The sequence below is a fragment of the Saccharothrix tamanrassetensis genome (genome assembly GCF_014203665.1).
In the GTDB taxonomy this organism is placed as follows: Bacteria; Actinomycetota; Actinomycetes; order Mycobacteriales; family Pseudonocardiaceae; genus Actinosynnema; species Actinosynnema tamanrassetense.
In genome coordinates this window covers 548,201-568,695 of record NZ_JACHJN010000001.1, presented here as the reverse complement: position 1 = coordinate 568,695, position 20,495 = coordinate 548,201, and the positions used below count along the sequence as shown (strand labels likewise).

At 76.0% G+C, this 20,495-nt stretch carries 6 protein-coding genes; 5 read left to right on the top strand and 1 reads right to left on the bottom strand.

Annotation, left to right across the window (positions count from 1 at the left end; all coding sequences use genetic code 11):
• Positions 1 to 203 precede the first annotated feature (203 nt).
• Genes FHS29_RS02235 through FHS29_RS02220 form a run of 4 tightly spaced genes read left to right on the top strand, consistent with a single transcriptional unit; the run spans position 204 to position 5,605 of the window.
• Positions 204 to 2,018: a fatty acyl-AMP ligase gene (locus tag FHS29_RS02235; RefSeq protein WP_184687687.1), complete on the top strand. Its 1,815-nt coding sequence runs from the start codon at positions 204 to 206 to the stop codon at positions 2,016 to 2,018.
• On the top strand, positions 2,015 to 3,589 hold the full coding sequence (locus FHS29_RS02230) for an acyl-CoA carboxylase subunit beta (protein ID WP_184687685.1): 1,575 nt from the start codon (positions 2,015 to 2,017) through the stop codon (positions 3,587 to 3,589). The genes FHS29_RS02235 and FHS29_RS02230 overlap by 4 nt, the downstream gene beginning before the upstream one ends.
• Entirely contained in the window at positions 3,586 to 3,795 is a 210-nt protein-coding gene (locus tag FHS29_RS36535; RefSeq protein WP_184687684.1) for an acyl-CoA carboxylase epsilon subunit, read from the top strand. Before FHS29_RS02230 ends, FHS29_RS36535 begins: the two co-directional genes overlap by 4 nt.
• Before the next feature lie 43 nt (positions 3,796 to 3,838).
• Positions 3,839 to 5,605, top strand: coding sequence for an acetyl/propionyl/methylcrotonyl-CoA carboxylase subunit alpha (locus tag FHS29_RS02220; RefSeq protein WP_184687682.1), 1,767 nt, complete (start codon positions 3,839 to 3,841; stop codon positions 5,603 to 5,605).
• A gap of 329 nt (positions 5,606 to 5,934) precedes the next feature.
• Here FHS29_RS02220 and FHS29_RS02215 read toward each other — a convergent pair whose 3' ends face one another.
• Positions 5,935 to 6,819: an NAD(P)-dependent oxidoreductase gene (locus tag FHS29_RS02215; RefSeq protein ID WP_312864709.1), complete on the bottom strand. Its 885-nt coding sequence runs from the start codon at positions 6,817 to 6,819 to the stop codon at positions 5,935 to 5,937.
• A 429-nt stretch (positions 6,820 to 7,248) separates the two neighbouring features.
• On the opposite strand from FHS29_RS02215, the gene FHS29_RS36530 reads away from it, so the two are divergent.
• A complete protein-coding gene (locus FHS29_RS36530) occupies positions 7,249 to 20,487 on the top strand; it encodes an SDR family NAD(P)-dependent oxidoreductase (protein ID WP_312864708.1) in 13,239 nt (4,412 codons plus the stop codon).
• Positions 20,488 to 20,495 lie beyond the last annotated feature (8 nt).

Genomic DNA, 20,495 nt, shown 5'->3' with positions numbered 1-20,495 from the left:
CCCGGCCCCGGGAAGGCTCGCCGCCCACCGGGGCCGGGACGCCCCCACCACCGCGTGTTACCGCTGCGTGACTGCGGGTTGGAGGCCGGGGCACCGGTCGCCAATACCTTCGGCACACCGGGTCGAGTCGCCGCGGCGCTCCCCGCCAACCAGAGGTCTGGTCCGCTTCCCCTCAAGGCCCCACGGCAAGGAGAACACCTGACATGGCCAGCACTCCCGACCACCGCACCGGACCGGCGTCCACCCTGCCCGACGTGCTGGCCGAGCGCGCGGCCCGGCAGCCGGACGAGGTCGCCTACGTCTTCCTGCGCGACGGCGAGGTCCCGGCGGACTCCGCCACCTACGCCGGGATGCACGCCGCGGCACGGGCCAGGGCGGCGGCGTTCACCGCCGCCGGTCTGGCCGGCCGCACCGCCGTCCTGCTCTACCCCTCCGGCCTGGAGTTCGTGCGCACCCTGCTGGGCACGATGTGCGCCGGGGTGGCCGGCGCGCCGGCCCAGGTGCCGCGCCGGCGGCAGGGCCTCACGCGGCTGCGCCGCATCGCCGACGACGCCGGCACCACCACCGTGCTCACCACCGCCGCCGTCAAGCAGGACCTGGCGGACCGGTTCGGCGACCTGCCGGAGCTGGCGGGCCTGACCTTCGTCGCCACCGACACCGGGCTCGCCGCCGACACCCCGCCGGCCGCCGACACCGGGCTCGCCCCCGACGGCACCCCCACCGCCGGGCCGGTCCGGCCGACGCCGGACGACATCGCGATGCTCCAGTACACCTCCGGGTCGACCGGCGACCCCAAGGGCGTGATGATCACGCACCGCAACTTCATCGAGAACGCGGTCGAGACCGACGCGCTGTGGCAGTGCGGGTCCGACTCGGTGTTCGTGTCGTGGCTCCCGCTGTTCCACGACATGGGCATGTTGTTCGGCATCGTGATCCCGCTGTGGTCGGGCCGGCCCGCCTACCTGATGGCCCCGGACGCGTTCATCCGCCGGCCGGCGCGCTGGCTGGAGGCCATGTCGGAGTACGGCGGCACCCACGCCGCCGCCCCCAGCTTCGCCTACGACCTGTGCGTGCGCGCCCACGAGTCGGGCGCCACCGGGGACGTCGGCGACCTGTCCCGCTGGCGGGTCGCGGCCAACGGCGCGGAGCCGGTGCGCTGGCACACCGTGCGGGCGTTCACCGAGGCGTTCGCGCCGAACGGGTTCGACCCGCGGGCCATGTCGGCCGGCTACGGCCTGGCGGAGAACACCCTCAAGGCGACCGGCAGCGGCCCGTACCAGGAGCCGAGCCCGCTGTGGGTGTCGGCCGCCGCGCTGAGCCTCGGCCGGGTCGAGCAGGTGGACCCGGCGACCGACGGCTCGACCGTGCTGGTCGGCGCCGGCGTACCGGTGCTGGGCACCACGATCGAGATCGTCGACCCGCTGACGGCGAACCGCCGCGCAGCCGGCGAGGTCGGCGAGATCTGGATCAGCGGACCGTGCGTCGCCGCCGGCTACCACGGCAGGCCCGCGCTGAGCGAGGAGACCTTCCGCGCCCGGCTCGCCGACGCCCCCGGCGACCGGCGGACCTTCCTGCGCACCGGCGACCTCGGCTTCCTCCACCGGGGCGAGCTGTTCGTGGCGGGCCGGCTCAAGGACGTCATCATCCGCAAGGGCCGCAACTTCTACCCGCAGGACATCGAGCTGTCCGCCGAGTCCGTCGCGGACGGCCTGCACCCCAACTGCGCGGCCGCGTTCTCGGTCGACGACGGGGTGGCCGAGCGGCTGGTGGTCGCGGTCGAGGCCGACGGGCGGGTGCTGCGCGCGCTCGGCGCGGACGAACTGCGCGGCCGGGTGCGGGACGTGGTCGCGGAGAACCACGGCCTGGTCCCCGACGACGTGCTGGTGCTGCGCCGCGGCGCGCTGCCGAAGACGTCCAGCGGCAAGATCCAGCGCCGCGCGGCGCTGGCCCGCTACGAGGCCGGCGAGCTGGCGGACGTCTCGGCGTCCCGGCCGGTCGGCGCGGGGGACCGGACGTGAGCACGCACGGCGCGGGCACCACCCGCGAACGCATCGACGCCCTGCTGGCCCGGCGCGCCGAACTGGTCGCGCCGGAGGACAGCCGCGCGGTGCGCCGCCAGCGGGAGAACGGGAAGCTCACCGCCCGCGAGCGGGTGGAGGCGCTGCTCGACCCCGGTTCGTTCACCGAGCTGGACGCCCTGGCCCGGCACCGCACGCACGACTTCGCCATGGACCGCCACCGGCCCGCCGGCGACGGGATCGTGGTGGGGCACGGCACCGTCGACGGCCGCCGGGTCTGCCTGTACGCCTACGACTTCACCGTGCTCGGCGGCTCGCTCGGCGAGGTGAACGGCGGCAAGATCGTCAAGCTGATGGACCTCGCGCTGCGCATCGGCGCCCCGGTGATCGGCATCAACGACTCCGGTGGCGCCAGGGTCCAGGAGGGCGTGGTGTCGCTGGCCCGCTACGGCGAGCTGATCAAGCGGCACGTGGAGGCCTCCGGTGTGGTGCCGCAGATATCGCTGATGGTCGGGCCGTGCGCGGGCGGTGCCGTCTACGGGCCCGCGATCACCGACTTCGTCGTCATGGTGGACGGCATCTCCAACATGCAGGTGACCGGCGCGGAGGTGATGCGCACCGTCACCGGGCAGGAGGTCGACCCCGAGGAGCTGGGCGGCGCGCACCGCAACAGCGCCGTCTCCGGCAACTCGCACTACCTGGCGCGCGACGAGAAGGACGCGTTCGAGTACGTGCGGCTGCTGCTGGGCTACCTGCCCTCCAACAACACCGCCGACCCGCCGGTCTACGCGGCCACCGAGGACCCGGGCCCGCGCCCGGCGGACCTGGCGCTGGACGCGGTGATCCCGGACGGGCGCAACCAGCCCTACGACATGACCGAGGTCGTGCGGACGGTGCTGGACGGCGGCGAGCTGCTGGAGGTGCAGCCGCTGTTCGCCCGCAACATCGTCTGCGGGTTCGGCCGCGTCGACGGGCACAGCGTCGGGGTGGTGGCCAACCAGCCCGCGTTCATGGCGGGCGTGCTGGACATCGACGCCAGCGAGAAGGCCGCGCGGTTCATCCGGCTGTGCGACGCGTTCCACATCCCCGTGGTGACCTTCGTGGACGTGCCGGGGTTCCTGCCGAGCCTGGAGCAGGAGCGCCACGGCATCATCCGGCGCGGCGCCAAGCTGATCTACGCCTACGCCGAGGCCACCGTGCCGATGGTGACGGTGGTGACCCGCAAGGCCTACGGCGGCGGGTACGGCGTCATGGGGTCCAAGCACCTGGGCACCGACGTGAACCTCGCCTGGCCGACCGCGGAGATCGCGGTGATGGGCGGGGACAGCGCGGTGACCCTGCTGCACCGCCGCGAACTGGCTGCCGCCGACGACCCGGAGGCCGAGCGCGAACGGCTGCGCGCGGAGTACGAGCAGCAGCTGTGCAACCCGTACATCGCCGCGGACCGCGGTTACGTGGACGCGGTCATCGTGCCGAGCGAGACGCGCCGGGAAATCGCCGACGCGCTGGCCGCCCTGCGCGGCAAGCGGGTGGACCGGTTGCCCCGCAAGCACGGGAACATCCCGCTGTGACGCCGTCGGAGGTGGTGGCCGTCGCGGGCAACCCGACGCCGGAGGAGCTGGCGGTCGTGCTGGTGGTCGTGCGGGCGCTGTCCGCACCGGGCGCCGGGAAGCCGGTCCGGGACTCCGGGACGCCGGCACGGGACGGCTGGTCCCGGGTGGGCGGGCTGCGCGGACCGCTGAACCGCGGCCCGTGGCGGCGCGGCACCCGGCTGTAGCGCCGGCGAACCACTGGACTATGCCGATCCGAGGAGGGTCATTGTGCGCAAGGTGCTGATCGCCAACCGGGGCGAGATCGCGGTCCGGATCGCCCGTGCCTGCCGGGACGCCGGGATCGCCTGTGCGGCGGTCTACGCGGGCCCGGACCGGGACGCGCCGCACGTGCGCGCCGCCGACGAGGCGTACCGGCTGCCCGGCGACACCCCGGCGACGAGCTACCTCGACGGGGCGGCCGTGCTGGCCGCCGCCGAGTCCGCCGGGGCGGACGCGCTCCACCCCGGCTACGGGTTCCTGTCGGAGAACCCCGACTTCGCCCAGGCGGTGGTGGACGCCGGGCTGACCTGGATCGGCCCCCCGCCCGACGCGATCCGGGCCCTGGGCGACAAGGTCGCCGCCCGCAGGGTGGCGACGGAGGTCGGCGCGCCGCTGGTGCCCGGCACCGCCGACCCGGTCACGTCGGCCGACGAGGTGGTCGCGTTCGCCGAGCGGTACGGCCTGCCGATCGCGGTGAAGGCGGCGTTCGGCGGCGGCGGGCGCGGCATGAGGGTGGCCCGCACCCTGGCGGAGATCCCGGAGCTGTACGAGGCGGCGGTGCGCGAGGCGGCCGCGGCGTTCGGCCGTGGCGAGTGCTTCGTCGAGCGCTACCTGGACCGGCCCCGGCACGTGGAGACGCAGTGCCTCGCCGACCGGTACGGCGCCGTGGTCGTGGTGTCCACCCGCGACTGCACGCTGCAACGGCGGCACCAGAAGCTGGTCGAAGAGGCCCCCGCGCCCTACCTCACGCCGGAGCAGGACGCGGAGCTGCGCCGGGTGTCCAAGGCGGTGCTGCGCGCCGCCGGGTACGTCGGGGCGGGCACCTGCGAGTTCCTCGTCGGCGCGGACGGCACCGTGTCGTTCCTGGAGGTGAACACCCGGCTCCAGGTGGAGCACCCGGTCACCGAGGAGGTCACCGGCATCGACCTGGTGGGCGAGATGCTGCGCATCGCCGACGGCGAGCCGCTCGGCTACGACGACCCGCCGGTGCGGGGCCACGCGTTGGAGTTCCGGGTCAACGGCGAGGACCCGGGGCGGGGCTTCCTGCCCGCACCGGGCACGGTCGTCGTGTTCGAGCCGCCCGCGGGCCCCGGTGTCCGGGTGGACTCCGGTGTGGTGGCGGGTTCGGTCGTCGGGCCGGAGTGGGATTCCCTGCTGGCCAAATTGATCGTCACCGGCGCGACCCGCGAGCAGGCGCTGCGGCGCGCCGCCCGCGCGCTCGGCGAGTTCCGGGTGGACGGTCTGGCGACCGCGCTGCCGTTCCACCGCAAGGTGGTCGTCGACCCGGCGTTCGCGCCGGAGCTGTCCGGGTCGGCGGGGCCGTTCACCGTCCACACGCGATGGATCGAGACCGAGTTCCACAACGACATCCCGCCGCACGAAGCCGTCCCCGAGCCCGCCCCGCCCGCCGAGTCGCGGGAGCGCGTGGTGGTGGAGGTCGGCGGCAAGCGGATCGAGATCACCGTGCCCGCGTCCCTGGCGGCGCGGCCCGGGTCGGCCGCGGCTCCACCCGTGCCGCCGAGGCGCCGGGGTCCGGCGGGCGGTGTCGCGGTGGTCGAGGGCGACACCCTGACCGCGCCGATGCTGGGCACGATCGTGAAGCTGCTGGTGTCCGACGGCGACCGGGTGGAGGAGGGCGAGCCGGTCGCCGTGCTGGAGGCGATGAAGATGGAGCAGCCGGTGACCGCGCACCGCTCCGGCACGGTGAAGGGCCTGGCGGTGGAGGTCGGCAACTCGGTCGCGGCGGGTGCGCCGCTGTGCGAGATCAAGGACTGACGGCGAACTGCCGCCGCACCGGAACCTCGGTGCGGCGGCAGTTCGCCGAGTCGTGGACGTCGGAGCCAGGCCGCCCGGGGACAGTGCCCCTTGGGACAGTGCCTCCGGGACAGTGCCGGAGCCGACGAACCCGGGACGAGGAACGGTGCCGGGGCCGAAGCGGTGTCGACACCGGGGACTCCGCTCGTCCGATGGAGAAATACTCCCGGCCCGCACCGGGTGCCCAGGGGGGTGGGCGGGCGCGGGCCGGGAGTCCCGGTCGGCACCAGCGCCGTCGCCGGGTCGGGTCCGTCCGACGGCTGGGGGGTTCCGCCGGACGGACGGCCTCGCTACTCGGGGGAGCGGATGACCTCGAACATGCCGGCCAGTGCCTCGTCGCCGTGGCCGTCCGCCACCCGCTTCTCCAGGTACTCCTTGATGGGCAGCACCAGGTCGGGCCGGATGCCCGCCGCCTTGCTCGCCTCGGCCAGCTTGCCCAGGCCGATCGCGTTCAGCGCGGTGGTGGACACGCTGGTGGCGTACTGGCCCGAGTCGACCGCCGCCGCCGCGCCCTTGACGCTCGGCAGCACCACGTGGGTGATCCACGCCTCGGCGTAGGGCGCCAGGGCGGCGGCCGGCACCTTCTCGCTGCCGACCAGCGCGTACGCGTGCAGGGCGCCCGCCAGCGAGGTCCACAGGATGGTCAGCAGGCCCAGGTCGTAGAGCGCGGCGATACCGGGGTCGGTGCCCAGGTGGACGCTGTTGCCGCCGAGCACCTTCAAGGTGGCCTCGTGCTTGGCGAACACGTCCGCGTCACCGGCGTAGAACAGCAGCGTCTGCGGCTGGCCGACACCCGGCGGGACGGACATGATGTAGCCGTCCAGGTACTCGGCGCCGACGCCCTGCGCCCACTCGGCCGCACCGCGCGCGTCCTCGGGCAGGCCCGAGGTGAGGTTGACGATCACCTTGCCGCGCAGGGAGTCCTTCACCGGCTCCAGGATCGAGTAGAGCGCCGCGTAGTCGAACACGCACACCACCAGGACGTCGCTCGCCGCCACGGCCTCGGAGATGTCCTCGGCGTTGGTGGCACCCTGCGCGACGAGGGCGTCCGCCTTGCCCGCCGAACGGTTCCACACCGTGGTCTGGTGCCCCGCCTTGAGGTAGGCGCCGGCCAGCGCTGCGCCCATCAACCCCAAGCCGATCACGGAGACGGGCGCAGGACTTGCCTCGGTCACCACAATAACAACTCCTTCTTGCGTACGTGAATGGTCGAACGGAATTGCGCCGCTCGGCGCGCGCCCGGCGCGGCTGATTGTTTCCGTCGAGTGCCACTTTATCGGCGACTTGTCGGATACATCAAGTACTTACTCCAAAGTGCGTTAATCGGGGTATCGGTGCGGGCACCGGCGCCGGGGTGGGCGCGGTGCCCCGGACCGAGCCCGGCGAGCACGGGTAACCACGCCCGAATCACGGCGGTCCGGCCTGGTGACCCACCCGGTTTCCGGGGTGGTCGCGGCGGTCGTGCCGGTCCGGCCGGCACCCCGTTCCGCGTGCGGTTACCGCGACGTGACCAGCGGTTGTCCCCACCTGGCGATACTGGTCGACGACGATCCGGCGCAGGCTTCGGACGGAATTTTTTTCGGCAACGCTAAAGGGGTTGACCGGTGGCTGAAATCGCTGTTGTCGGTGTGGCGTGCCGTTTCCCGATGGCGGCCGGCGCGGCCGGGTTCTGGACATTGCTGCGGTCCGGGACCGGCGCGATCACCACCGGCCGCGACGGGGCCCGGGGCGGGTACGTCGACGGCGTCGACGGGTTCGACGCCGGCTTCTTCGGCGTGTCCCCCCGCGAGGCGGCGGCGATGGACCCCCAGCAGCGGCTGGTGCTGGAACTGGCGTGGACGGCGCTGGAGGACGCCCGCGTGGTGCCGAGCACCCTGCGCGGCAGCCGGACCGGGGTGTTCGTGGGCGCGCTGCGCGACGACTACGCCGCCCTGGTGCACCGCAGCGGACCCGCCGCCGTCACCCCGCACTCGATGACCGGTCTGAGCCGCGGCCTGATCGCCAACCGGGTGTCCTACGCGCTGGACCTCACCGGCCCGAGCATGACCGTCGACACCGCGCAGTCATCGTCGCTGGTCGCCGTGCACCTGGCGGTGTCCAGCCTGGAGGCGGGCGAGTCCGACCTGGCGCTGGCCGCCGGGGTGCACCTGGGCCTGCTGCCCGGCGGCAGGGTGGTGGAGGAGCGGTTCGGCGGGGTCAGCCCGGACGGGGTCAGCCGGGCGTTCGCCGCCGGCGCCAACGGGTTCGTGCCCGGCGAGGGCGCGGCGGTGGTGGTGCTCAAGCCGCTGGCGCGGGCGCTCGCCGACGGGGACCGGGTGTACGCCGTGGTGCGCGGCACCGCGGTCGGCCACGGCGGCGCGGCACCCGGTCTGACCGTGCCCAGTGCCGACGCCCAGACCAGGGTCGTGCGCGCCGCGTTGCGCCGCGCGGGGGTCGAGCCGGGCGCGGTCCGGTTCGTGGAGGCGCACGGCACCGGCACGGCGGTGGGCGACCCGGTGGAGGCGCGGGCACTCGGTGCCGCGCTGGGCGCGGGCCGCCCCGCCGGCGACCCGCTGCTCATCGGCTCGGTGAAGCCGACCATCGGCCACCTCGGCGGCGCGGCGGGCATCGCGGGCCTGCTCAAGGCGGTGCTCGCGGTCGCCCACCGGGAACTGCCCGCCACGCTGAACTTCGCCGCGCCCAACCCGGACATCCCGTTCGCCGAGCTGGGGCTGGCGGTGGCCGCCGAACCGGTTCCGCTGACCGGCCCCGGTCCGCTGGTGGCCGGGATCAGCGCGTTCGGCATGGGCGGGACCAACTGCCACGTCGTCATCGCCGAGCCGCCCGCCGTGCCCGTGCCCCCGCGCGGGGACCTGCCGGCCGTGGCGCCCTGGGTGCTGACCGCCGCGTCCCCGGCCGCCCTGCGGGCCCGTGCCGGCGACCTCGCGGAGGTGTCCGGGGAACCGGCCGACATCGCCTACTCCCTGGTGGCCACGCGGGAGACGTTGGGGGAGCGGGCCGTCGTGCCGACCGCCGACCCGTCCCGCCGGTCGGCGGCGCTCGCCGCGCTGGCCGGCGGTGTGCCGCACCCGGACCTGGTGACCGGCACCGCCCTGCCGGGCGGTCTGGGCGTGCTGTTCACCGGGCAGGGCAGCCAGCGCGCCGGGATGGGCGCCGGGCTGGCCGCCGCCCACCCGGTGTTCGCCGACGCGTACGCCGAGGTGAGCGCGTTGCTGCCGGCCGCCGTCGGGCACGCCGTCGCCACCGGGGAAGGGCTCGACGACACCGCGCTCACCCAGCCCGCGCTGTTCGCGCTGGAGGTCGCGCTGCACCGGCTCGCCGAGCACTGGGGGCTGCGGCCGACCCACCTGGTGGGCCATTCGGTCGGGGAGGTCGCCGCCGCGCACGTCGCCGGGGTGCTGTCGCTGCCGGACGCCGCCCGGCTGGTCACCGAGCGCGGCAGGCTGATGGGCGCGCTGCCCGCGGGCGGCGTGATGATCGCGGTCGCCGCGGCCGAGGACGAGGTGCTGCCGCTGCTCGCCGGGGTGCCGGACGTCGGCATCGCGGCGGTGAACGGGCCGCGGTCGGTGGTGGTGTCCGGCGCGGCCGGGCCGTGCGCCGAGGTCGTCGAGCGGCTGCGTTCCCTCGGCCGGAAGGTCAAGCGGCTGCCGGTCTCGCACGCGTTCCACTCGCCGCTGATGGCCCCGGTGCTCGACCGGTTCCGCGAGGTGGTGGCGGACCTGGCGTTCCACCCGGCCCGGCTGCCGGTGGTGTCCACGGTCACCGGGACGGTCACCGACGCGATGTCCACTCCGGACTACTGGGTGGACCAGATCGCCGCGCCGGTGCGGTTCGCCGACGCGGTCCGCGCGATGGCCGACGGGGGTGTGGTCACCGCGCTGGAACTGGGGCCGGACGGGGCGCTGTCCGCCCTGGCTGCCGAGTCCGGCTGCGTCGCGGTCCCCGCGCTGCGCCGCGACCGGCCCGAGCCCGAGGCGTTCACCACCGCGCTCGCCGCGGTGTTCAGCCGGGGTGGGGCGGTCGACTGGAGCCGTGCGTTCGAGGGCGCCGACGTCCGGGCGGTCGACCTGCCCACGTACCCGTTCCAGCGCGAGCGCCACTGGTTCGACGGCAGCCGGGCGTCCGACTCACCCGACACCGACCACGCCGCCCCGCCCGACCTCACCGGCTCCACCGCGGCTACGGCTCCGCCCGGTGCCACCACGCCGGCCGGACTTCCGGACGCCACCGCGCCGACCGCTCTCCCCGGCTCGGCCGCCCGAAACGGCGTCGTCGGCTCCGCCGTGTCACGTCCGGCCGGTGGCCCCGCCTTGGCGGACCTGGTGCACGCGCACATCGCCGCGGTCCTCGGGCACGCCGACGCGGGCCGCGTCGACCGGCACCGGACGTTCCAGGCGCTCGGGTTCGACTCGCTGATGGCCGTCGAGCTGCGCGACGCGCTGGCCGCGGTGACCGGTGTCGCGCTGCCCAGCGGCCTGCTGTTCGACCACCCGACGCCGGCCGCGCTCGCCGATCACCTGACCGCGCTCGCCGCCGGCCACGACGAGTCCCCTGTGGACGGACCAGTCGGGCGGCCCGGCGCGGCGGACGAGCCGATCGCGATCATCGGGATGGCCGTGCGCTACCCCGGCGGCGTGGCCTCGCCGGACGACCTGTGGCGGGTCGTCGCCGACGGGGTGGACGCCATCGGGCCGTTCCCCGCCGACCGGGGCTGGCCCGCCGACCTGTTCCACCCCGACCCGGACCGCACCGGCCACAGCACGGTGGCCAGGGGCGGCTTCCTGGACGACGTGGCGCGCTTCGACGCGGGCTTCTTCGGCGTGTCGCCGCGCGAGGCGTTCGCCATGGACCCCCAGCAGCGGCTGCTGATGGAGACCGCCTGGTCGGCCGTCGAGCACGCGGGCGTCGACCCGACCGCGCTGCGCGGCACCGCCACCGGGGTCTTCGTCGGGGCCACCGCACTCGACTACGGCCCGCGGATGCACGACGGGCACGCGGACGTCGACGGCGGTGTGCTCACCGGTACCACGCCGAGCGTGCTGTCCGGGCGGGTCGCCTACCACCTCGGGCTGCACGGCCCGGCCCTCACGGTGGACACCGCCTGCTCGTCGTCGCTGGTGGCCCTGCACCTGGCGGTGCGGTCGCTGCGGTCGGGTGAATCGGACCTCGCCATCGCGGGCGGGGTGACCGTCATGGCCACGCCGGGCATGTTCGTGGAGTTCTCCCGCCAGCGCGGCCTGGCCGCCGACGGCCGGAGCAAGGCGTTCTCCGCGGCGGCGGACGGCACGTCGTGGGCGGAGGGCGTCGGCGTGCTGCTGCTCGAACGGCTCTCCGACGCGGTGCGCAACGGGCGGCGCGTGCTCGCCACCGTGCGCGGCACGGCGGTCAACTCCGACGGTGCGTCCAACGGGCTCACCGCGCCCAACGGCCTCGCCCAACGCCGGGTGATCCGGTCCGCCCTGGCGGATGCCGGACTGCGACCGTCCGAAGTGGACGCGGTGGAGGCGCACGGCACCGGCACGAGGCTCGGCGACCCCATCGAGGCCGAGGCGATCGCCGCCACCTACGGCCGCGAGCGGGACCGCCCGCTGGCGCTGGGCTCGCTCAAGTCCAACATCGGGCACGCGCAGGCCGCCGCCGGCGTAGGCGGCGTGGTCAAGATGGTGCTGGCGATGCGCCACGGCCTGCTGCCCGCGACCCTGCACGCGGACGAGCCGACCCCGCACGTGGACTGGACGGCGGGCGGCGTCGAGCTGCTCACCGAGGCCCGGCCGTGGGAGCGCGCGGGCAGGCCCCGTCGCGCCGGGGTGTCCTCGTTCGGCATCAGCGGCACCAACGCGCACGTCGTGATCGAGGAGCCGCCCGCGGAGCCCGAGCCGGTACGGGAGCCGCGGCCGGACGCGGTGCGCGCCTGGGCGGTCTCCGGCGTCGACGCGAACGCCCTGCGCGACCAGGCCGCCGCGCTGGCGGAACGCGTCCGGGCCGCCGGGCCGGACCCGGACGACGTGGCGCACACGCTGGCCCGCCGCACCGCGTTCGCGCACCGGGCGGTCGTGGTCGGGATCCGACCGGAGGAGCTGCTGGCCGGGCTGGACGCCGTGGCCGGCGACGGGGACGCGCCCGGCGTGGCGCGGGCCGTGGCGGGCACACCCGGCCTGGCGTGGCTGTTCTCCGGGCAGGGCGCGCAACGCGTCGGCATGGGTGCCGGCCTGGCCGAGGCGCACCCCGGGTTCCGGGCGCGGTTCGACCGGGTGGCCGAGGAGCTCGACCGGCACCTCGACCGACCGCTGCGCGAGGTCGTCGGCACCGAGGACGTGCACCGCACCGAGTACACCCAGCCCGCGCTGTTCGCCTTCGAGGTCGCCGCGGCCGGCTTCCTCCGCGACCTCGGGATCGTCCCCGCCGCGCTGGTCGGGCACTCCGTCGGCGAACTGGCCGCCGCGCACGTCGCCGGGCTGTGGTCGCTGCCGGACGCGGCGCGGCTGGTCGTCGCCAGGGGCAGGCTGATGGGCGAGGCGCGGTCCGGCGGCGCGATGGTCGCCGTGGAGGCGTCCGCCGACGAGGTCGAGCTCCCGCCTGGCGTGGCGCTCGCCGCGGTCAACGGGCCGCGGTCGGTGGTCGTGTCCGGTGATGCCGAGCCGACCCTGGCGTTGGCCGACGAGTGGGCCCGACGCGGTCGCCGCACCCGGCGGCTGCGGGTCGGCCGCGCGTTCCACTCGCAACACATGGACGACGCCCTGGCCGGGTTCCGCGCCGTCGCGACCGGCCTGGAGTACCGCGAGCCCGAGTCGGCGGTCGTCCCGACCGTCGCCGGCGCGACCGCCGCCGACCTGCGCGACCCGGAGTACTGGGTGCAGCAGATCCGTGCCACCGTCCACTTCCACGACGCGGTCGCCGCGCTGCCCGCACTGGGCGCGGACCTGCCGGTGGAGGTGGGTCCGGACGCCGTGCTGGCCCCGCTGGTCCCCGGCGCGGTGCCGCTGGCCAGGGCCGGTCGCGCCGAGCCGGTGGCGTTGGCCGAGGGCCTGGCGCGGCTGCACGTCGCGGGCGCCCCGGTGGACCTGGCCGCGCTGTCGCCCGGCGCCCGGCTGACCGACCTGCCGACCTACCGGTTCCGGCCGGAGCGGTTCTGGCTCGCCCCCGCCGCGCCCGGTGCGGCGCGCGACGGGCACCCCCTGGTGTCGGCGGCGGTCGCCGTCGCCGGGCGGGAGGAGACCGTGCTCACCGCCGACCTGTCCGTCCGCACCCACCCGTGGCTGGCGGACCACCGCATCGGGGGAGCGGTGCTGGTGCCCGCGACCCTGTTCGTGGAGCTGGTGGGGGAGGCGGCGGCTCGGGTCGGCGCCACCGGGGTGGCCGAACTCGTGCTGGAGACACCGCTTCCGCTGCCCGACGCGGCCACCGTCACCGTTCAGGTGGTGGTGACCGGCCGGGACGTCGCCGTGCACGCCCGCGAGACCGACACCGACCCGTGGACCAGGCACGCGACCGGAGTGCTGGCCGACACCCCGGCCGCCGCTCCCGGCGACCTGACCGAGTGGCCGCCGCCCGGCGCGCAGCCCGAGGACGTCGCCGACGCCTACTCGCGGCTCGCGGACGCCGGGTACCGGTACGGTCCCGCGTTCAACGGGATGCGGGCGCTGTGGCGCGCGGATGATGCCGTGTACGCCGAGATCGCCCCGGCGGGGGTGGACCTGTCCGGGTACGGCGTGCACCCGGCGCTGCTGGACGCCGCGTTGCACCCGGCCGTGCTCGACGGTTCCGACACCCGTCTTCCGTTCGCGTGGGCGGACGTCCACCGGCACGCCGCCGCCGATGGCCCGCTGCGGGTGCGCGTCCTGCCGGCGGGACCGGACCGGGTTTCACTGCTGATCGCCGACACCACCGGGGCGCCGGTCGTGTCGGTGGGTTCGCTGACGCTGCGCGCGGTCGACCGGAGCGCACTCGTGGCCACCCGGGGGAGCCTGCACGAGTTGCTGTGGCGGCCGGTCGCGGTGCCGGCGACACCGCCCGCCGACCACGCCGAGCTCGGCGCCGAAGCGGACCTGTCCACTGTGGACGACACGGCGGTGGACGTGGTGTGGCGGGTGCCGGTAACCGGGCCCGCACCCGACCACGCCGTGCTGCACCGGGCCGCGCGCCTGTTGCGCGAGTGGCTCGCCTCGGACTGGACCGGGGGTGCGCGGCTCGCCGTCGTAACGACCGGTGCGGTCACCGGCGACGCGCCCGCCGCCGGTGCGGTGCTCGGCCTGGTGCGCGCCGCCCAGGCCGAGCACCCGGACCGGTTCGCGCTGATCGACCTCGCCACGCCGGGTGACGCGGAGCTGCTGCCTGCTGCCCTCGCCGCCGGCGAACCGGTGCTCGCGGTGCGGGATGGCGCGCTTGCCGTCCCACGCTTGGAACGGGTCGCCGAACGGGTTGCCGCCGGACGGGCCGCTGTCGACGGTGCCGCGCACGGCGACACTGCGGGCGAGCGGGAGGCGGCGCTCGGGAAGGGGACGGCGGAGGGGATCGAGGCCGCCGCTGAACAGTCCGCGACTCAAGGGCCCGCCGTCGAGTTCCCCGGCACCGTGCTCGTCACCGGCGGCACGGGTGGACTCGGCGGACTGGTGGCCCGGCACCTGGTGACCGCGCACGGCGTGCGCGCACTGGTGCTGGCCGGACGACGCGGCCCCGACGCGCCCGGAGCCGCCGAACTCGCCGCCGAACTCCGTGCCCACGGCGCGCGGGTCGACGTGGTCGCCGCAGACCTGGGCCGACGCGAAGAGGTCGCCCGTGTGCTCGCCGCCGTCCCGGCCGACCGGCCGCTGTGCGCCGTCGTGCACGCGGCCGGCGTGCTCGCCGACGCCACCGTCGCGAACCTGACCGACGAGCGGATCAGCGCGGTGCTCGGGCCGAAGGCCGACGCGGCGTGGCACCTGCACGAGGCGACCCGCGACTTGCCGCTCACCGCGTTCGTCCTGTTCTCCTCGGTCTCGGGGGTCCTCGGCACGGCCGGTCAGGCGAACTACGCCGCGGCCAACGCCTACCTGGACGCCCTCGCCGTGCACCGCGCGGGACTGGGCCTGCCCGCCACCGCCGTGGCGTGGGGCCTGTGGGCCGAGGTCGGCATGGGCGCGTCGCTCGGCGACGCGGACCGCACCCGCTGGTCCCGAGCAGGCATCGAGCCGCTGGACCCCGTATCGGGTCTGGCCCTCCTGGACGCCGCTCTCGCCGGTCGGCGGCCCGCGGTCGTCGCCGCCCGCCTCACCCGTCGCGGCACGGCGACCCGCCGGCAGCCCCGGCCGGCCGCCGGGGACGGTTCGTGGCGGGCCAGGACCGCCGCCCTGGACGAGGACGCCCGCAGCGCCGCCGTGCTCGACCTGGTGCGCGCCACGGCCGCGGCGGTGCTGGGTCACGGCGACGTGGCCGCGGTGACCGCCGACCGGCCGTTCCGCAACCTCGGGTTCGACTCGCTCGCCGGGCTGGAACTGCGGTCCCGGCTCGCCGAGCGCACCGGCCTGCGGCTCCCGGCGACCGCCACCTTCGACCACCCGACGCCGGGCGCGCTGGCCGCGTACCTGCTCGGGCGGGTCGCCGGTACCCGGACCGCGGTCGCCGCCGCGCCACCGACCGCCCGCACCGACGAGCCGATCGCGATCGTCGGCATGGCCTGCCGCTTCCCCGGCGGCGTCGAGTCGCCGGCCGACCTGTGGCGGCTGGTCGCCGACGGCGTGGACGCGGTCTCCGGGTTCCCGGACAACCGGGGCTGGGACCTGGAACGGCTCTACCACCCCGACCCGGACCACCCCGGCACCTCCTACGCCCGGCACGGCGGCTTCCTGCACGACGCCGACCTGTTCGACGCGGGCTTCTTCGGCATGTCCCCGCGCGAGGCGCTGGCCACCGACCCGCAGCACCGGCTGCTGCTGGAGACCGCGTGGGAGGCGTTCGAGTCGGCGGGCGTGCCGCCGGATTCGTTGCGCGGCAGCCGGACCGGGGTGTTCACGGGCGCGATGTACAACGACTACGCCTCCCGGCTGCCCGCCACCCCGACCGAGGTCGAAGGGCTGCTGCTCACCGGCAACCTGTCCAGCGTCGTGTCCGGCCGGCTCGCCTACACCTACGGCCTGGAGGGCCCGGCGGTCACCGTCGACACCGCCTGCTCGTCGTCGCTGGTCGCCCTGCACCTGGCGGCCGGGGCACTGCGGCGCGGCGAGTGCGACCTGGCCCTGGCGGGCGGGGTGACCGTGATGTGCGGGCCGGACACCTTCGTGGAGTTCTCCCGCCAGCGCGGTCTGGCCGAGGACGGCCGCTGCCGGTCGTTCGGCGCCGGCGCGTCCGGCACCGGTTGGTCGGAGGGCGCGGGTCTGCTGCTGGTCGAACGGCTGTCCGACGCCCGGCGCAACGGTCACCGGGTGTTGGCGGTGCTGCGTGGTTCGGCGGTGAACTCCGATGGCGCGTCCAACGGCCTGACCGCCCCGAACGGCCCGTCCCAGGAGCGGGTCATCCAGGCCGCGTTGACGGACGCCGGTCTTCGACCGTCCGATGTGGACGCTGTGGAGGGGCACGGTACGGGTACGGCGTTGGGTGATCCGATCGAGGCGAACGCGCTGATTGCTGCTTATGGGCGGGATCGTGATCGTCCGTTGTGGCTGGGTTCGTTGAAGTCGAACATCGGTCACGCGCAGGCGGCTGCGGGGGTGGGCGGGATCATCAAGGTGGTGGAAGCGTTGCGGCACAACTTGTTGCCGCGGACATTGCACGCCGAGGAGCCCAGCCCGCACGTGGATTGGGACAGCGGTGCGGTCCGCCTGCTGACCGGTGCCCGGCCTTGGCCGGCGGGTGGTCGCAAGCGCCGGGCGGGGGTCTCGTCATTCGGCATCAGCGGCACCAACGCCCACGTCATCATCGAGGAACCGGAACCGGAACCGGAACCGGGATCGGACACCCCGCCGCCGGGGCCGGCCGCGTGGCTGCTGACCGGACGGGACGACGAGGACCTGCGCGCGCAGGCCGCCCGCCTGCGGCCCGCCGCGGAGACCGCGCACCCGGCCGACGTCGGCCACACCCTCGCCGCCCGCACCCGCCGCCCGCGCCGGGTGGTGCTCACCGGGGACCGCGCCGACCTGCTCGCCGGGCTGGACGCGGTGGCCGCCGGCACCGCCCACCCCGCCGTGCTGCCGGTGTCGGACGCCGAGCCGGGGCACACCGCGTTCCTGTTCGCCGGGCAGGGCAGCCAGCGCCTCGGCATGGGCCGGGAGCTGGCCGCCGCGTCACCGGCGTTCGCCGCGGCGTTCGCAGAAGTCGCCGCCGAACTCGACCGGCACCTGCCGCGCCCCCTCTCCGAGGTGGTCGCCGGGTCCGACGCCGGCGCGCTGGACCACACCGCGTTCGCCCAGCCGGCGCTGTTCGCCGTGGAGGTCGCGCTGGCCCGCACCCTCGCCGCGCACGGCGTCACGCCCGACTACCTGCTGGGCCACTCGGTCGGTGAGGTCGCCGCGGCGCACCTGGCCGGGGTGTTCGACCTGCCGGACGCCTGCCGGTTCGTCGCGGCCAGGGGCAGGCTCATGGGCGCGGCGCGGTCCGGCGGCCTCATGGTCGCCCTGCGCGCCGACGAGGACGAGGCCCGCGCCCTGATCGGCGACCACGCCGGGGTGGCCGTCGCGGCCCTCAACGGCCCGCGTTCCACCGTGCTCTCCGGCGACGCCGACGCGGTGACCGCGATCGCCGAGCGGTGGCGGTCCGCTGGCCACCGCGCCCGGCTGCTCACCGTGAGCCACGCGTTCCACTCGCCGCACATGGACGACGTGCTCGCCGAGATCCGGGACGTCGCCGCCTCGCTGACGTTCCACGAACCGCGGATTCCCGTGGTGTCCAACGTGACCGGCGGGTTCGCCACCACCGCCGAGCTGTGCTCGCCGGACTACTGGGCCCGGCACGTCCGCGCCGCGGTCCGCTTCCACGACGGCCTGCGCACCCTGGCCGGCGCGGGCGTGACCGAGTTCCTCGCGGTCGGCCCGGACGCCTCACCCGCCGTCATGGCGGAGGAGGGCGTGCCCGGCGAACCCGGTCTGATCGTGCCGGTGCTGCGTCCCGGCCGCCCCGAGCCGGTCGTGTTCACCGCCGCGCTGGCCGCCCGCGCCGCCCGTGGAGGAGCCGTCACCGGGCTCAACCCGGGCGGCCGGCCGACCGACCTGCCCGGCCCGGTGTTCCGCCGGACCCGGTACTGGCTGGACGCCCCACCCGCCTCCCCGGACGCCGCCGGGCTGGGCGTGGACCCGGCCGGGCACGCCCTGCTCGGCGCGGCGGTGCCGCTGGCCGACCGGGACGGCGTGCTGCTCACCGGCGCGCTGTCCGCACGCACCCATCCGTGGCTGACCGAGCACCGGGTCGACGGGGTGGCTCTGGTGCCCGGCACCGCGCTGCTCGACATCGCGCTGCACGCGGGAGCCGCCGCGGGCTGCCCGGCGGTGGCCGAGCTGACCCTCGGTGCGCCCTTGGTGCTGCCCGACGACGGGGTCGTGCGGGTGCAGGTCGTGGTGGGCGGTCCGGCCGCCGACGGCACGCGGCCGGTGGACGTGTTCGCCCGCGCCGACGAGCCGTCGTGGACGGCCGTGGCGACCGGGCGGGTGTCGCCGGAGGCAGCCCCGGTGCCCGCCTGGACCGAGTGGCCGCCGGACGCCGAGGAAGTCGACCTGTCCGGGGCCTACGACCGGCTCGCCGACCACGGCTATGCCTACGGGCCCGCGTTCCGCGGGCTGCGCGGCGTCCGGCGCGACGGTGGGACCTTGTACGCCGAGGTGTCGTCCGATGCCGACACGGGCGCGCACGTCCTCCCGCCCGTTCTGCTGGACGCGGCCTTGCACCCGCTGCTGCCTGGAGTCGTCGGTGCGGACGTCGCGGCGCGCGTCCCCTTCACGTGGACCGATGTGTCCGTCCGCCCGACGTCCGCCCGGTCCGCCGCGCTGCGCGTGCGCCTCACCCCGGCCGGACAGGACGCCTTCGCCCTGCTGGTGGCGGACGACAACGGTATTCCGGTCGCTGCGGCGACACTCGCGTTGCGGCCGAAAGCCGCTACCGCAGTCGGTTTGCACCGACTGCGTTGGCGGCCCGCGGGGCCCCCGACCGGTGAACGCGCCGACACCGTGGTCCGACTGGTGGGTCCGGGTACGCCGGGGGAGCGGACGGCCGACGCCCTGGCCGTGGTGCAGGACTGGCTGGCCCGGTCGTCGGGCGTGCTGGCCGTGGTCACGCGCGGTGCGGTGGCCGCAGGGGCGGAGGACGTGCCGGACTTGGCGAACGCGGGCGTGTGGGGCTTGGTGCGCAGCGCCCAGACCGAGCACCCCGGTCGGTTCGCGCTGGTCGACCTGGAGCCCGACAGCGACCTGTCCGACGACGAGGTCGCCGCGCTCGTCGCGGCCGGCGGCCAGCTGGCCGTGCGCGGCGGGACACCGCTCGCCCCGGTCCTGGTCCGTGACACCCCGACGGTGGATGGCGAATCTCGCGTCGGTGGCACCGTGCCGTCCGGCGATCCGTCCCGCGTCAACGGCACCCCGCCGCCGGATGGCTCGTCTCGCGTCGACGGCACCCCGGCGCCCGCCGACCCGTGGACCGGCGGGACGGTGCTGATCACCGGCGGGACCGGTGCGCTCGGCGCGGTGCTCGCCCGGCACCTGGTCACCGTGCACGGAGCCCGCGACCTGCTGCTCACCAGCAGGCGGGGATCCGCCGCACCGGGCGCCGACCGCCTGCGCGACGAGTTGACCGCCCTCGGCGCGCGGGTGGCGGTGGAGGCGTGCGACGCCGCCGACCGTGCCGCGCTGGCCGCCCTGCTCGACCGCCACCCGGTGCACGCGGTCGTGCACGCGGCGGGTGTGCTGGACGACGGTGCGATCACCGGCCTCACCCCGGACCGGCTCGCCACCGTGCTCCGGGCGAAGGCGGACGCCGCGTGGCACCTGCACGAACTCGCCGGTGACGTCGCCGCGTTCGTGCTCTACTCGTCGGTCGCCGGCCTGCTCGGCACGGCGGGTCAGGCCAACTACGCCGCCGGCAACGCGTTCCTCGACGCGCTCGCCGCGCACCGGGCCGCCCACGGCCTGCCCGCGACCTCGCTGGCGTGGGGCGTGTGGGACCAGCCCGGCACGATGGCCGGGCACCTCACCGACGCCGACCGGACCAGGCTGCGCCGCGTCGGGCTGGTGCCGCTGACCGAGGACCGCGCCATGGCGCTGTTCGACGCCGCCGTCGCCGGTCCCGACCCGCTGGCCGTGCTCACCCGGTTCGACACCGCCGCGGCCGACCCGCACCCCCTGCTGGCGGCACTGGCCCCCGCCCGTCGCGAACCGGTGCGGGCGGTGCCGGCCGGGCCGGACCCGGAGAGCCTGGCGGCGCTCCCGCCCGCCCGCCGCAGGCAGGTCCTGGTGGACCTGGTGCGCGGCGAGGTGGCGGCGGTGCTCGGGCATCCCGACCCGGCCGGCATCGCCGAGGACGCGGCGTTCGGCGGGCTCGGGTTCGACTCGCTGACGGCGGTCGAGCTGCGCAACCGGCTGGGCGCGGCCACCGGGCAGCGCCTGCCCACCTCGCTGGTGTTCGACCACCGGACCGCCGGCGCGGTCGCCGACCTCCTGGTGGCCGGCCTGCCCGCCCCGCCCCCGCCCGCGCAGGCCGAGCTGACCCGGCTGGAGCAGGCCGTGCGGGCGGTGCTCGCCGACGGGGCCGACCCGGTGGAGCTCGGCGCGCGGCTGCGCGGCCTGCTCGACCTCACCGACGCCGCGACCGCGCAGCCGCGCGACGCGCTGGACACCGCGTCCGACGACGAGCTGTTCGCCCTCGTCGACGGCTTCGGCGGACCGGCATGACCGACCAG

Coding starts and splice junctions, on each gene's coding strand:
- FHS29_RS02235 (WP_184687687.1), top strand. CDS start 204: ATGGCCAGCACTCCCGACCACCGCACCGGACCGGCGTCCACCCTGCCC.